This is a genomic window from Ralstonia edaphi, from assembly GCF_958350185.1.
Taxonomy (GTDB): Bacteria; Pseudomonadota; Gammaproteobacteria; order Burkholderiales; family Burkholderiaceae; genus Ralstonia; species Ralstonia edaphi.
The window spans coordinates 117557-132365 of the sequence record NZ_CATWHI010000005.1; the positions used below are offsets into that span (position 1 = coordinate 117557).

Below are 14809 nucleotides of genomic sequence, written 5' to 3' on the forward strand. Positions count from 1 at the left end.
TGCAGTGATGTGACGCAAACGGTCTGGCAGCACAAAGGTTGTACGGCAGTGCTGGTAGCCAAAAATGCGGGAATAGCTCAGTTGGTAGAGCGCAACCTTGCCAAGGTTGAGGTCGCGAGTTCGAGCCTCGTTTCCCGCTCCAGTTTTAAATATGTGGCTGTGTTGATGTGATGGCGCAGCGGCATAACCGGTTACGCGGGAATAGCTCAGTTGGTAGAGCGCAACCTTGCCAAGGTTGAGGTCGCGAGTTCGAGCCTCGTTTCCCGCTCCAATCCCGAAGGGAAGCCTTGCTTCCCTTTTTCTTTATCGGCACGGCAAACACGCGGTTCTTCACGAATTGCTACAATGCGGTGCTGAGCCCCTGGCGGGGTAGCAAAGTGGTTATGCAGCGGCCTGCAAAGCCGTGTACGCCGGTTCGATTCCGGCCTCCGCCTCCAGAATGCGAAAAAGCCCCGACTGGTTCGGGGCTTTTCTTTTGCATCGTCGCAATGCACTGGCTCGGGTCTGGGCATCTCCTGCCTTGACTCTCTCCTGTTCGAACAATGCGTCGGCGCTGCGTTGGCACAGAGTGCTGACGGCATCCGAGCTCAATCCCGCTCCAACCAAGTGGTTGCATGAGAAAACTGGGCTGACTAGACTCAAGCGGTTCTATTTTGAAACCGAATGAGGTGAAGGATGTCCCGTGATTGCGTTGTCGACGGTTCGTCTAACGAGTGCGCCATTTCCTCTCCCGGGTTGCCACATGCATGGGTCGCCATGCTGGCATTCTGCGCAGCGGCCAGTGTTTCCAACGTTTATTTCGCCCAGCCGTTGCTCGGAGCACTGGCCCGTGACTTTGCGCTCAGCGACGCATGGGCGGGCGGCATCATCGGTGCGACACAAGGCGGTTGCGCGCTCGCTCTGGCGTTGGTCGTTCCGCTGGGGGATCGTTGGCCGCGTAAGCCCGTGCTGCTGGTGCAGTTGGTCTTGCTGACGCTGGCGCTGCTCGCGGTAGGTCTGGCCCAGGCGCGCTGGTCGTTGCTCATCGGCATGCTCGCGATCGGCTTGCTGGGCACAGCGATGACGCAAGGACTGATCGCCTGCGCGGCCGCACTGGCGCCGCCGGCGGAACGCGGGCGCGTCGTTGGGGCGGTACAGGGTGGAGTCGTGATCGGTCTTTTGCTGGCTCGCGCCGTTGCGGGCTGGATTGCGGACGTTGCTGGCTGGCGGGCGGTCTATATGGTGTCAGCGGGCTTCTCGGTGGCGATGCTGTGCATGCTCTGGCGCGCGTTGCCGGCGCCGCCGAGTGGACTTTCGCCCATGAAATACGTAGCGCTGCTGCGCTCGATGTGGCAGCTCCTGACGAGCGAACGCGTATTGCAGATACGCGGCCTGATCGGTTTGCTGATGTTCGCGGCGTTCAACGTATTCTGGAGCGCGATGGCGCTGGCTCTGAGTGCGCCGCCCTATGGGTTCTCCCCCGCAGGCATTGGTGCATTCGGTTTGGTCGGCGTGATCGGCGCGCTGGCGGCTGCGCGAGCGGGGCACTTTGCGGATCGAGGTTGGGCACAGGCGGCCACTGGCGTCGCGTTGGGTTTGCTACTGGTCGCCTGGCTACCGCTCGGTTTGGGTTCGCAGCATTTGGCAGGGCTCATCGTCGGCGTGGTTCTGTTGGACCTGGGTGGGCAAGCGGTGCACGTGCTCAACCAGAGTCTGATCTTTCGCTTGCGGCCGGACGCGCACAGCCGGCTGGTCGGCGCCTACATGCTGTTCTATGCGGCGGGCAGTGGACTGGGGGCGATGCTTTCGACGCAGGTGTATGCGTCGGCAGGGTGGTCAGGGGTGTGTCTTCTGGGAGCGGCTCTCAGCGTGGCGGCGCTGATGTTCTGGGCGGCGACCGCGGCTTGGATGCGCGGCAAAGGGCGCTAGCGCGAGGCTCGCCAGCAAATCCGAGGCAGCGTATACCCGGAAGACTCACCCGCGCGCGGGCCCGCTCCTATACTTGCTGAGAACTCACACCTTGTAATGGCGTGACAAAAAATGATAGAACGCCACAAAACCCGGCTCTGCGATTAGCTTTTCACAATTGTTTGCAATATCAAAGGGGCGGCCTTTTAGGATGAGTCGGGCTCAAGCCGGCGTGCGACACCTGCCGGTTGGGCGTAGGTAAACGGTCTTGCACGGGACGCGGCTGCCGCGCCGGTGCGGGCTGGCGGATCGAACTGCGATGCGCCAGCCCGGGACTCCAACCACATCGACGCACGGAGTGAGCCGGCATTTTGCATAGCGATGCCGGACCCGAAACGGGGAAAGGGCAATCCAGATGGCGATACGAATTGCCTCGGTCGAAGACAACCAGGCGCAATCGGATTTGATTCGCGAGATCCTGATTTCGTCCGGATACGAATGCGAGAGCTTCAATAACGGGGATGCCTTCGTCAAGGCGCTGCGGGATCGCACGTTCGACCTGCTGCTGCTCGACTGGCAGTTGCCCGATATCAGCGGCATCCAGCTTGTGAGCTGGGTGCGGCAGACAGTCGGCCCGGCGCTGCCGGTGCTGTTTCTGACCAATCGTTCGCTCGAAGACGACGTCGTGCGCGGTCTGGCGGCCGGCGCCGACGATTACGTCGTCAAGCCCGTGCGCCGTGCCGAGCTGGTGGCGCGCGTCGGTGCGCTGCTGCGTCGTGCGGCGCCGCGCACGAGCGAATCGCTCGAACGCATTCGTGTCGGCCCGTATGCGGTGGACCCGGTCGGGCGTGTGCTGACGTTGAACGGCTCGCAGGTCGAGCTGTCGCCGCGCGAGTTTGATCTTGCGCTGTACCTGTTCCGTAATGTCGGCAAGCTGGTGCCGCGCGAGCTGATCGAGCAGGCGGTCTGGGGGCGCAGCATTGGCCCGGATTCGCGCACGCTGGCCACGCATATCTCCAAGCTGCGGCTCAAGCTCGATCTCAATCAGAAGAATGGCGTGCGGCTGGTCTCGGTGTATTCGCATGGCTATCGGCTCGAAACCACGCAGGAAGATGGTGAAGCAACCTGACGCAATCTGGGGTGGTTTGATTGGGCGCGCCGCGTTTGTCGGCGCGTTCGTTCTTTTTGGCGGCGTGTGGCAGGCTGCGATGGCGCAGCCTTCAGGCGCGGACGGCACCGATTTCGTCTATCGCGTGCAGCAGGGCGACACGCTGATCAACCTCGCCGAACGTTACATGGACAGCGTCGAGGGCTGGCGTCTGCTGCAGCAGCGCAACCACGTAGCCGATCCGTACCGGCTGAAGCCCGGTTCGCTGCTGCGCATTCCGTTCGATCGCATTCCGGTCGTCCCGGCGACGGCGCAGGTCGTGTTTGCCCGCGACGCAACCATCGGCGGCAAGCCATTGCAAGCCGGTACGAAGCTCGCAGAAGAAGCGCAAATCGACACCGGCGACAAAGGTGCCGTGACGCTGGCTTTTGATGACGGCACGCGCGTGACGGTGCCGCCGGGCAGCCACGTGGCGCTGTCGCGTGTACGAGCGTTTGCGCGTGCCGGCCTGATCGATGTGCGCGTCCACGTGAAGCAGGGCGAAGCGGAATCGAACGTCTCGCCCAGGAAGAGCGGCGTGGGCCGGTACGAGATATCGACGCCTGCGCTGGTGACGGGCGTGCGCGGTACGCGTTTCCGCGTGCAGGCGAGCGACGCCGTATCGACGAGTTCCGTGCTCGAAGGCGAGGTGGCGACGAGTGCCGGTCGACAGAAGCAGGCGGTCAAGGCCGGCTTTGGCGTGCAGGCATCGGCGGGGCACCTCAAGCGTGCGGCGCTGCCACCGGCGCCGAGGCTCGATGCCATTCCGGAGCTTGTGCAGACGCCGTGCCTGCGCGCGACGTGGCAGCCCGTCAAGGGCGCTGTCGGGTATCGCGCTGCCGTGGCGCGGGATGCCGCCTTGACCGAACTCAGCGCTTATCAATCGAGCAAAACGCCTGCGGCAACACTCTGCGGGGATGAGGACGGCGACTACACGCTCGTCGTCCAAAGCATCGACGCGCTCGGGCTGACAAGCGAATCGGCCACGCGGCCGTTCACGGTGCGCCTGCACCCGGAGGCGCCATACACCATTCAGCCCGCCGGCGGCCGGACCTATCGCAGCGGCGACGTGGCATTCGCCTGGGCTGTTGTGTCCGACGCTGCCAGCTACGACATGGAAGTCGCAGACGCTGAGTCGTTCGCCACGCCCACCGTTCAGCAGCATGGCGTCGACGTGCATCTGACCAAGCCGTTGACGGCCGGCACATGGTGGTGGCGCGTGCGCTCGGTGGCTGCGGACGGCAAAACCGGCCCGTGGAGCGATGCGCTCCGTTTTCGCGTGCTGGACATCCCGCCGGATGCCGTGCCGACGGCCGCCGTGGAAGGCGGCAATGATGGCAAGCTGCACGCCCACTGGCCGGCGTTGTCGCCCGAACTGGCGGCATCGGGCGCTCGCACGCGGGTGCAGCTGGCAAGCGACACAAGCTTCGCCAAGCCCATCGCCGACATCGTGAGCGACGGCAACGAGGCCACCATTCCCCGGCCGCCGTCCGGCGTGTATTACATCCGCACCGGCGTCGACCTGGGCGATTCAGCATCGGTGGTCTACGCCAAGCCGCAGCGCATTGACGTCGGCACGTTTGTCGGCGATTCCGTCCGTAGCCCCGTGCAGAGCGGCGGCGGCAGTCTCCTTCTCAATGACTGATCCCGTGCCCGCCAGATCAGCCGTGCGCAGCCTTGGGCGGCGCGCGTTGGTGGAGTGGGTCGTGCTGGTGGCGCTGGCTGCGCTGCTGACCTTGGGCGCGGTGCGCTGGAGCGTCGTCGCGCGGCTCGATGCGGCGCTGTACGACACCGTCGTTACGCTGCATGGGCATGCGCCGCGCGACGATATCGTCATCGTTGCCATTGATGACCAAAGTCTTGACGCGGTTGGGCGCTGGCCGTGGCCGCGCAGCCGGCTGGCCGACCTGATTGCCCGCGTTGGACGGGCACAGCCGCGCGCCATCGGCATCGATATTCTGCTGATCGAGCCCGACCTTGCGCAGCCCGAAGGTGACCGCGCCTTGGCCGCCGCCATCGAGCAGGCCGGACACGTTATCCTGCCGGCGTTGCCGGAGCGCACCGAACAGGGGCGCGTGTATCACTATCCGTTCCTCGGTATCAACGCGTCCGTCGCACATATCAATGCCGCCCCCGATGCGGACAGCGTTGTGCGCGGCATGTACCTGGGGGAGGGACCGCGTGCGCATGTCCTTGACCATCTTGCCGTGCAGCTTGCGCGGCAGGCGCTGCGCCCCCCACCATCCACACCGGCGCCGTCTGATGTGGAGACCGACGCTGGCGGCTGGACGCGCCGGGCGAATATCCGCCTGAATTTTTCAGGGCCGGCCGGTACGTATCGGCATGTGCCGGCGGTGGATGTGCTCAACGGCCGCGTGGCGCCCGATGCGCTTGCCGGCAAGCTGGTGCTGATCGGGGCGACGGCATCGGGCGTGTCCGATATTTTTGCGACGCCCCCGTCGCGCACGATGAGCGGCGTGGAGGTGCTGGCCAATGCCACGCAGACGGTACTCGATGGCAGCGCCATCCTGCCGGTGCCACCGGGCGTGTTCTGGGCGATGACGCTGCTTCCCTTGCTGACGACGGCGTTTGCGGTGCGTTGGCTTACGCCGCGCATGGCGCTTGCCGTGGCGGTGGCGAGCACTGCCGTACTGGTGTTGAGCGCAATCGGCGTGCTGGTGTTCGGCAATCGCTGGTTGCCGCCGTTTGCCGCGTTGGTCGGCCCGCTGGTGTTGTATCCGCTGTGGAGCTGGCGCCAACAGGAAGCCGCGTTGCGTTTTCTGCGCGACGAGATGCAGCGTCTGGCGCGCGAGCCCGGTCTGCTGGCGGATGCCGCGCCGCTCGCCCGCACCGGCCGCACCCTGGGTGCGCACATGGATGCCGTCGCCTCGCTCACCGACAAGCTGCGCGCGCTGCGCCGCTTTCTGGCGGATGCGCTCGAGAGCCTGCCCGATGCCACCGTCGTCTGCACGCACGATGGCACGATCCGCCTGGCGAATGGCCGCAGCGCCGACTTGGCCCGCCAGTCGCAGACGCCCGGCCAGAACCGCGCGGCCGCGCTGCGCGACCTGCCGACGCTGCTGGCGCGCGCGTTCCCCGACCCCGCGGCCGGAGAGCACTACTGGGCACGCTGGCTGGCCAATCCCACCGGACTCGAACCTGTCGAGTTGAAAACGCACGACGGTCGCTCGATGTTGATGCACGCCGCCGCGTTACGGGACGAAGCCGGCCGCCCGGTCGACATCATCGTCAGCTTTGCCGACATCACACCGGTGCGCCAGGCCGAGCGCCATCGCGAAGAAGCGCTGCAGTTCATCTCGCACGACATGCGGTCGCCGCAGAGCGCCATCCTCGCGCTGATCGAGTTGCAGCGCGATGCGTCGCGCGCGTTGGATCGCGAAGCGCTGCTCGCGCGCATCGCGCAGCTGTCGTCGCGCACGCTGGAACTGGCCGATGCCTTCATCGATCTGGCGCGTGCCGAATCGCAAACACTCAAGCTGGTGGACGTGGATCTGGTCGGCCTCGTGCTCGATGCCGCCGATGAAGTCTGGCCGCTTGCGAATCGTCACCAGGTAGAAGTGCGCGTGGTGGCCGACATCGAAGCGGCGGTGCGGGGCGAGCCACGCTTGCTGGTGCGCGCGCTGGTGAATCTGCTCAACAACGCCATCAAGTTCAGCGCGGCGGGCTCCATGGTGACGGTGTCCGTGGAACAGGACGAGGCGATGTTCTCGGTGGCCGTGGCCGACCACGGCGCCGGCATTGCACTGGAGGACCAGCCGCGGTTGTTCCAGCCGTTCCACCGCTTGCATGAGGGCGCGGCCAATGCGCCGTCCGGCAGTGGACTGGGTCTTGTCTTCGTCAAGACGGTGGTCGACCGGCACGGCGGCCGGATTGCGGTGCAGAGCGCACCGGGGCTGGGTTCCACCTTCACGCTGTGGCTGCCGCGCACGGCGCATCGCCACGACGCCTGAGGCCATCGCGGCCTCGTGTGGCCTTTGCCACATGTTGTCCTTTTCAATCATTTGCAATTCGGCACTGTGGCGGCCCTACAGTTCATTGGCCGACCCGCACAGCATGCACCGGTGACACACCGGTCGAGAGACGGCGGCACCTTGGAAAACCGAGCACAGACACGCCCGAGGCGCCACGCATGTTGAGCCAGACTGCAACCGATGTTTTGAACGAATGCGATTACGAACGCGTTCGCGCGCAACTGCATCAAGCCCTGCGAGGTGACGGGAGCCCGTCGCAGGACGAACGCTTCTGGCTGGCTGGTCGGCACGTATCCATGTGGCGCGGCGGTGGCCGCGACGACGGCAATGCACAACACCTTCGTCGCACCACCGCTTGACCGCGCCGCACGCAGTCAACCACGAAACCGAGCCATGAAAATCGGTCTGATCGACACGCATCTCGCCCGTCAGCAGGCGATCCACTCCGCGCTGCAGCCCACGCGCTTTGAATGTGTGCCGCTGTTTCTCTCCCGCCAGGTTTTTGAAGCCATCGAGCTGCACGGTATCAACCTGCTGATGGTCGGCGCGCATGCGCACGACATGCCCGGGCTATCGCTGGTGCGCACGGTGCGCGAGCGCGCAGGCCCCGGTATGGCGATCGTCTACCTCGCCGACGGCCAGGCCGATACCGAAACCGCAGAGGCGCTCAATCACGGCGCAGATCTGTGCTTCCAAGGCGATATCCGTCCGCCAGAATTGCTGGCGCGGCTCGACGCGTTGATACGCCGCTTTGCCGTGAGCCGGGCCGTGCGTGCGTCGGAGATTCGCCTGGGGCCGTACACGCTCGATCGGCAGAATCGTTCCATTCGCCTGCACGATGCTTTGGTGTCGGTGCATGCGCGTGAGTTTGAGCTGGCGCTGCTGTTGTTCGCGAATGCGGGGCGCGTACTCTCGCGCGCCGACATCGAGCTGGCGCTATGGGGGCGCGAGCTGAGCCCATATTCACGCACGCTCGATACGCATGTCTCGCGCCTGCGCAAAAAGCTTCTACTTGGCACGGAGAACGGCCTGCGCCTGCGCGCCATCTACGGGCAGGGCTTCTGCCTGGAACGCGTGATGGATGCGGCAGCGACGCACTGAACACTCTCGATTTGCGGAGCCACGCCATGCAACTGCTCGGTATCACCATCCTCATCGGGTTCCTGGCTGGGCTTGTCGCCCGCTGGACAACGCCAGGGCGGGGCGTGGGAGGCTTCCTCCTCACGATCATGGTCGGCATTGCCGGCGCGCTGACGGCCGCATTTCTGGGCCAGTTGATGCGCTGGTATGAGCCGGGCCAGTCGGCTGGGTTTGTCGGTTCGCTGGCGGGAGCCGTCATCCTGCTGGCCGGCTATCACCTGATGGCACGCGATCGCTGAATACCGTCGTTTCAAAGCAAAAAAGCCCCGCGAGTCGGGGCTCTTTTGTTTTGGAGCGGAAGGGCGCGATCAGCGATCGCTGCCAAAAGAAACGCCCTGATACTCGGGACAGCAGCATCAGGGCCAAGAAGGCCGCGGCTCTCTCTTCCGCGACCGGAGCGCACCCACGAGGGGTCGGTGCAAGCTCAGGTTACGTGGCCGAGAGCGAGGGAATGCAAATGTTTATCAACAGCGCCCCGGCGGCGAATGGGACGATCCAAGGTACAGTGGTGGGACGTCGTACAACTGTGCCGTGCAGCGAATGACTCAGCCCACCTGTGCCGGGGTTTGCGCGCTGGCTGCTTCATGCGCACGACGCAGGCGTTCGCGGCTGTTGGACAGGTGCATGCGCATCGCGGCCCGCGCGGCTTCAGGGTCTTTGCGGGCGATGGCTTCAAAGACGCTGTGGTGCTCGCGGTTGACCGTGGCACGCAACTCCGGAGCGTTCAGGTAACCGACCTGCGCCAACCCCATCCGCGTGCGAGGGATCAGCGTCTTGCCGAGCTGGGCGAGGGCGCCGACGAAGTGCTCATTGCCGGTCGCACGCGCGATGCTGAGGTGAAATTGCAGGTCGGAGGTGGCACTGTCGTTGCCGTCCGCCTGGTCCTGCTCGATGGCTTCAAGAGCCATGCGCAGGGCGTCGATCTCGGCCGGAGAAATGCGCTGTGCGGCCAGCCCCGCGCACTCCGTTTCAATGGCGACGCGCAATTCCAGCATGCTCAGGATGTCGTGCATCGTTGAGGCATCGCCCAGCGGGATGCTGTTGTCTGCGCGCGGCGGCAGGACAAAGCTGCCGATGCCGTGGCGCGTTTCAATCAGTCCCTTGGCTTGCAGGCGCGAAATGGCTTCGCGTATCACCGTGCGGCTCACACCGAGTGCTTCCATCAATGCGGATTCCGTCGGCAGCTTGTCGCCAACGCGCAGTGACTCGTTAGCGATACGCCCCTTGATGTGGTCCACCACGACGTCCGCCAGGCTTTGGGTGCGGCGCACAAGCGTTGCGGGCGACTTGGGGGCGGGCATGCGGTCTCCGGATGGGCGCGGGTTTACCAGGGGTGGTTCGGTAGGAATGTGTCCATTATAGTCGCCTTCCATGTTGTACGACGACTGATGACACACGTGATGACTATGAATCACCAAGCCACCGAGACTCCCGTTCACACACCGCGCGTGACCCGCCTCCAGGTCATTCCCGTGGCGGGCCGCGACAGCATGTTGCTGAATCTCAGCGGCGCACACGGCCCGTTCTTTACCCGCAATATCGTCCTCCTGGAGGACTCGGAAGGGCATACCGGCGTGGGCGAAGTGCCGGGCGGCGAGTCCATCCGCAAGACCATCGAGGATGCGACGCCGCTGGTTGTCGGACAACCGATCGGTGCGTACAACAATGTGCTGAACAGCGTGCGACGCCAATTTGCCGATCGCGACGCTGCCGGCCGCGGGTTGCAGACCTTCGACCTGCGCACCACCGTGCATGCGGTGACGGCCCTGGAAAGCGCATTGCTCGACTTGCTCGGCCAACACCTTGGCGTGCCTGTGGCGGCGCTGCTGGGGCAGGGGCAACAGCGCGACAAGGTGCCGGTGCTCGGCTACCTGTTCTTCGTGGGCGACCGCAAACGCACCGACCTGGACTACGCCGACGGCAGCGATGCGACGGACGACTGGACCCGTGTGCGCCACGAAGAAGCGCTCACGCCGGAGGCCGTCGTGCGCCTCGCCAAGGCGGCCCATGCGCGCTATGGCTTCAAGGATTTCAAGCTCAAGGGCGGCGTGCTGAGCGGCGATGACGAAATGGTCGTCACGACCGCATTGGCCGAGGCCTTTCCCGAGGCGCGCGTCACGCTGGACCCGAACGGCGCGTGGTCGCTGGCGGAGGCCATTCGCCTGTGCCGCGACAAGCACGACGTGCTGGCCTACGCAGAAGACCCGTGCGGCGCCGAGGGCGGTTACTCGGGCCGCGAAGTGATGGCCGAATTCCGCCGTGCCACGGGCCTGCCCACGGCCACCAACATGATCGCCACGGACTGGCGCCAGATGGGTCACGCCATTCAGCTGCACTCGGTCGACATTCCGCTGGCCGATCCGCATTTCTGGACGATGCAGGGCTCGGTGCGTGTGGCGCAGATGTGCGACGACTGGGGCCTGACCTGGGGTTCGCACTCCAACAATCACTTCGATATTTCGCTGGCGATGTTCACGCACGTGGCCGCGGCCGCGCCGGGCAACATCACCGCCATCGACACGCACTGGATCTGGCAAGACGGACAGCGCCTGACGCGCGAGCCGTTCCAGATCGTCGGCGGCGAGATTGCCGTTCCGACCGCCCCAGGCCTGGGCGTCACGGTCGACATGGAGCAACTGGAGAAGGCCCACGCGCTGTACAAGCAGCACGGCCTGGGCGCACGCGACGACGCGATCGCCATGCGCCAACTGATTCCCAACTGGCAGTTCGACAACAAGCGCCCCTGCATGGTGCGTTGACTGTTGACCGTTGACCGTTGACCGCTACGGCGGAACCCGAGGCGGCGCACGTCGTGGCACGCCGCCTCGTAGATCGGTAACCAATAAAAAAATATCGGAGACAACACCGTGAAGACCATCAAGGGCTTGCGCTGGTGGATCATCGTGCTGGTGTGCCTGGGCACGATCGTCAACTATCTGGCGCGTAACTCGCTGGGTGTGCTGGCGCCCACGCTCAAGAACGAGCTGGGGATGAGCACCCAGCAATATTCCTACGTGGTGGCGGCCTTCCAGGTCGGCTACACGATCATGCAGCCGGTCTGCGGCTTTATCGTGGATCTGGTCGGCTTGCGGATCGGCTTTGCGCTGTTTGGTGTGTTGTGGTCGTTTGCCGGCGTGCTGCACGCGGGCGCCACCGGCTGGCTGTCGCTGGCGGGGTTTCGCGCCTTGATGGGGCTGACGGAAGCCGCTGCCATTCCGTCCGGCATGAAGGCCGTGGCCGAATGGTTCCCGGACAAGGAGAAATCCGTCGCCGTCGGCTGGTTCAATTCGGGCACTTCGCTGGGTGCGATGTTGGCGCCGCCGCTGGTGGTCTTCCTGCATCTGCGTTACGGCTGGCAGTCGGCGTTTGTGGTGACCGGCGCCATCGGCTTCCTGTGGGCCGCGCTGTGGTTCGCGTTTTACCGTTCGCCGAAAGACCACGCCGCGCTGTCCGACGCCGAGCGCGAAAAGATCATCGGCGGACAGCTCCGCCCGGTGAGCGCCGAGCGCGGCAAGCGCCCGGTCAAGGATGTCGTGACGTCCCGCCGTTTCTGGGCGATTGCGCTGGCGCGCTTCTTCGCCGAGCCGGCCTGGCAGACGTTCAGCTTCTGGATTCCGCTGTACTTCGTGAACGAACGCCATCTCGATCTGAAAGCGATCGCCATGTTCGCGTGGCTGCCGTTCCTGGCGGCGGACCTGGGCGGCCTGGTGGGTGGTTACCTGTCGCCGTTCCTGATCAAGCGTTTCCGCATTCCGCTGGTGTGGTCGCGTGTGTGCGGCGTCGTGCTGGGTGCGTTCATGATGATCGGTCCGGCGTGCGTCGGGCTCGTGGCGTCTCCCTACACGGCGATTGCGTTGTTCTGCGTGGGCGGCTTTGCGCACCAGATGATCTCCGGCCTCGTCAACACGCTGTCTGCGGATGTATTCGATCCGGAAGAGGTCGGTACCGCCAGCGGCTTTGCCGGCATGGCGGCGTGGATCGGCGGCCTGGGCTTCTCGCTGTTGGTGGGCGCGCTGGCTGACAAGGTCGGTTATGGTCCGCTGTTCGGCCTGCTCGGCGCATTCGATCTGATTGGCGCGGCGTTGCTGATTGTGCTGATTCGCGGCCAGTCGCATGAAGAACGTGCCGCCCGCGAAATGAAACTCTCTGCTTCAAATTAGGTTGAAACCGATGTCGATGTTGAACCCCCCCCGATTCGAAGTGCAGGCGCATGAAGGCAGCCGGCTGCGGCTGGCCAGCAGCGCCGGCGCCGCGATTGAACTCTTCGTGCTGGAAGAAGACATCATCCGCGTGCTCGTGCTGCCGCAGGGCGACCTTCGCGGCCCGGCCACGTGGTCGATCGCCCCCGGCAGCGACGACACGCCGCTCGAAGGGCGTGACCGCCGCGACCTGAGCGGCTTCTCGTTGCCTGCGTTTGCGTTGCACACCGATGCCGACACGCTGCGCGTGGAAACCAGCAAGATTCGCCTGAGCGTCGCCCTGGCAGGTGGCTTCTGCACATGGCAGATCCGCGGCGCGGGCGGGTGGCAGACCGTGCTGAACGATCGCCCCACGCAGGCCTACAACTTCGGCTATTGGGACGAGCAGGTCTACCACTACGTGCGCCGCGAACCGGGCGAGATGTACTTCGGCCTGGGCGAGCGCGCCGGCGACATGAACCGTGCGCACCAGCGTTATGAGATGCGCAACATCGACGCGATGGGCTACAGCGCGCGCACGACCGATCCGCTGTACAAGCACATCCCGTTCTACGTGACGTGGCAACCGGAAAACCGCACCGGCTTCGGGCTGTTCTACGACACGCTGTCCGATTGCAGCTTCGACATGGGCCGCGAGCTGGATAACTACCACGGCCTCTACCGCTACTTTGTCGCGCCGCACGGCGATCTCGACTACTACTTCATCGCCTCGCCCGACACGCCGCTCGACGCCACGCGCCGCTTTACGTGGATGACCGGCCGCCCCGCGTGGATGCCGAAATGGGGCCTCGGTTATTCCGGCTCGACCATGACGTACACCGACGCGCCCAACGCGCAGGAACAGATGGCCGAGTTCATCAAGGGATGCCGTGAGCACGACATCCTGTGCGATTCGTTCCATCTGTCGTCGGGCTATACGTCGATTGGGCCGAAGCGCTACGTCTTCAACTGGAACACCGACAAATTCCCGGATGCGCGCGGCTTCGTCCAGAGCTATCTGGACGCGGGCATTCGCCTGTGCCCGAACATCAAGCCGTGCCTGCTGCGCGATCACCCGAAGTTTGAAGAAGCGAGAGAAGCTGGCCTGCTGATTTGCGACGCAAACGGCGAGCCGGCCTGGGTGCAATTCTGGGATGAGGTCGGCGCGTATCTCGACTTCACCAACCCGAAAACGCTCGACTGGTGGAAGGCCAATGTCAAGAGCGCGCTGCTCGAATACGGCATGGCGTCGACCTGGAACGACAACAACGAGTTCGAAGTCTGGACGCCCGACGCTTTCGCTCACGGGTTCGGCAAGAAAGCGCCCATCCGCGAAGCCAAGGTGCTGCACACCATGCTGATGATGCGCGCCTCGCGCGAAGCGCAGCTCGAATTTGCACCGCAGCGTCGGCCGTTCCTGGTGTCGCGCTCGGGCGGTGTCGGCATGCAGCGCTATGTGCAGACATGGTCCGGCGACAACTACACCTCATGGGAAACGCTGCGCTACAACCTGAAGATGGGCTTGGGGTTGGCGCTCTCCGGCGTCTCGAACATCGGGCACGACATCGGCGGGTTTGCCGGCCCGGCGCCGTCTCCTGAACTGCTGGTGCGCTGGGTGGCCTTTGGCGTGTTCCTGCCACGCTTCTCCATCCACTCGTGGAACGACGACAAGACCGTCAACGAGCCGTGGATGTATCCGCAGGTCACCTCACAGATTGCCTCGCTGATCAAGCTCCGCTATCGGCTGATTCCGTATCTGTACGAACTGCTGTGGCAGTCCACGCAGGCCTACGAGCCGGTGCTGCGCCCCACGTTTGCCGAGTTCCCGCACGACCGCCGGTGCTACGCCGAGTGCGACGACATGATGATCGGCTCGTCGCTGCTGGTGGCGCCGACGGTGGACGAAGGGCAGACCGAGCGCACCGTCTATCTGCCGGCCGGCGCGCGATGGGTCTCGTACTGGAGCGGCGAGGCGTTCGAAGGCGGACAGACCGTCACGCTGCCTTCGCCGTGGGACCAACCCGTCATGCTGATTCGCGAAGGCGGCGTGATCGCGCTGAACGTGGCGGAGCAGCATTTCGACCAGCGCGCCGATCAACGCGGCTTCCTTGTCGTGCCCGTGCGGGGCGTTGGGGAGGCCGCTGGAGGCAGTGTTGAAGACGATGGCGAAACCGAAGCGTGGCGCAACGGCGAGCAGGGCCGCTGGAGCGTGCGTGCGGTGTCGGATGCGCAAGCCATCACGCTGCACGTATCGCGCGAAGGCAAGATGCCGACGCTGGACGACACGGTGGAGATTTACCTGCCCGCCGGCGATGCGCGGCCGGTGCAGACGCCGCATGCCCGCGTGCTCGAAACCGTTGTCGTGGGTGGCTGGCGCCGCCTGACGTTGCAATTGCCGGCCTAGTGCCGCATTCTCGCTGCGCATTACGATCGGGTCCGCAGAGACACGGTGATGCGCAGTGTTC

At 64.8% G+C, this 14809-nt stretch carries 11 protein-coding genes and 3 tRNA genes; 13 read left to right on the top strand and 1 reads right to left on the bottom strand.

Going from position 1 to position 14809, the window contains the following annotated elements:
* The first annotated feature begins 66 nt into the window (after positions 1 to 66).
* From R2669_RS18070 to R2669_RS18115, 10 genes are all read left to right on the top strand, one after another.
* Positions 67 to 142, top strand: a tRNA-Gly gene (locus tag R2669_RS18070).
* A 53-nt stretch (positions 143 to 195) separates the two neighbouring features.
* Positions 196 to 271, top strand: a tRNA-Gly gene (locus R2669_RS18075).
* 92 nt (positions 272 to 363) lie between these two features.
* A tRNA-Cys gene (locus R2669_RS18080) sits at positions 364 to 437 on the top strand.
* A gap of 238 nt (positions 438 to 675) precedes the next feature.
* Entirely contained in the window at positions 676 to 1908 is a 1233-nt protein-coding gene (locus tag R2669_RS18085) for an MFS transporter (RefSeq protein WP_430708810.1), read from the top strand.
* 394 nt (positions 1909 to 2302) lie between these two features.
* Positions 2303 to 3016, top strand: coding sequence for a response regulator transcription factor (locus R2669_RS18090; RefSeq protein ID WP_147213583.1), 714 nt, complete (start codon positions 2303 to 2305; stop codon positions 3014 to 3016).
* Entirely contained in the window at positions 3000 to 4679 is a 1680-nt protein-coding gene (locus tag R2669_RS18095; RefSeq protein ID WP_316901597.1) for a FecR domain-containing protein, read from the top strand. Before R2669_RS18090 ends, R2669_RS18095 begins: the two co-directional genes overlap by 17 nt.
* Positions 4672 to 7005, top strand: coding sequence for a CHASE2 domain-containing protein (locus tag R2669_RS18100; RefSeq protein WP_316901599.1), 2334 nt, complete (start codon positions 4672 to 4674; stop codon positions 7003 to 7005). The genes R2669_RS18095 and R2669_RS18100 overlap by 8 nt, the downstream gene beginning before the upstream one ends.
* 179 nt (positions 7006 to 7184) lie before the next feature.
* Positions 7185 to 7385, top strand: a complete 201-nt coding sequence (locus tag R2669_RS18105; RefSeq protein WP_316901601.1) for a hypothetical protein — start codon at positions 7185 to 7187, stop codon at positions 7383 to 7385.
* Positions 7386 to 7419: 34 nt separating this feature from the next.
* Positions 7420 to 8127: a response regulator transcription factor gene (locus R2669_RS18110; RefSeq protein WP_147213585.1), complete on the top strand. Its 708-nt coding sequence runs from the start codon at positions 7420 to 7422 to the stop codon at positions 8125 to 8127.
* A 26-nt stretch (positions 8128 to 8153) separates the two neighbouring features.
* Positions 8154 to 8405, top strand: coding sequence for a GlsB/YeaQ/YmgE family stress response membrane protein (locus R2669_RS18115; protein WP_316875792.1), 252 nt, complete (start codon positions 8154 to 8156; stop codon positions 8403 to 8405).
* Between the two features lie 306 nt (positions 8406 to 8711).
* Here the strand turns inward: R2669_RS18115 and R2669_RS18120 are convergent, their stop codons facing one another.
* A complete protein-coding gene (locus R2669_RS18120) occupies positions 8712 to 9467 on the bottom strand; it encodes a FadR/GntR family transcriptional regulator (RefSeq protein ID WP_316901603.1) in 756 nt (251 codons plus the stop codon).
* An 87-nt stretch (positions 9468 to 9554) separates the two neighbouring features.
* Between R2669_RS18120 and gudD the strand changes: the two genes are divergently transcribed.
* From gudD to R2669_RS18135, 3 genes are all read left to right on the top strand, one after another.
* Entirely contained in the window at positions 9555 to 10925 is a 1371-nt protein-coding gene (gudD, locus tag R2669_RS18125) for a glucarate dehydratase (RefSeq protein ID WP_316901605.1), read from the top strand.
* 108 nt (positions 10926 to 11033) lie between these two features.
* Positions 11034 to 12326 (top strand): MFS transporter, encoded by a 1293-nt coding sequence (locus tag R2669_RS18130; protein WP_147213589.1) that lies wholly within the window; start codon positions 11034 to 11036, stop codon positions 12324 to 12326.
* 10 nt (positions 12327 to 12336) lie between these two features.
* Entirely contained in the window at positions 12337 to 14748 is a 2412-nt protein-coding gene (locus R2669_RS18135; protein WP_316901608.1) for a glycoside hydrolase family 31 protein, read from the top strand.
* Positions 14749 to 14809: the final 61 nt, after the last annotated feature.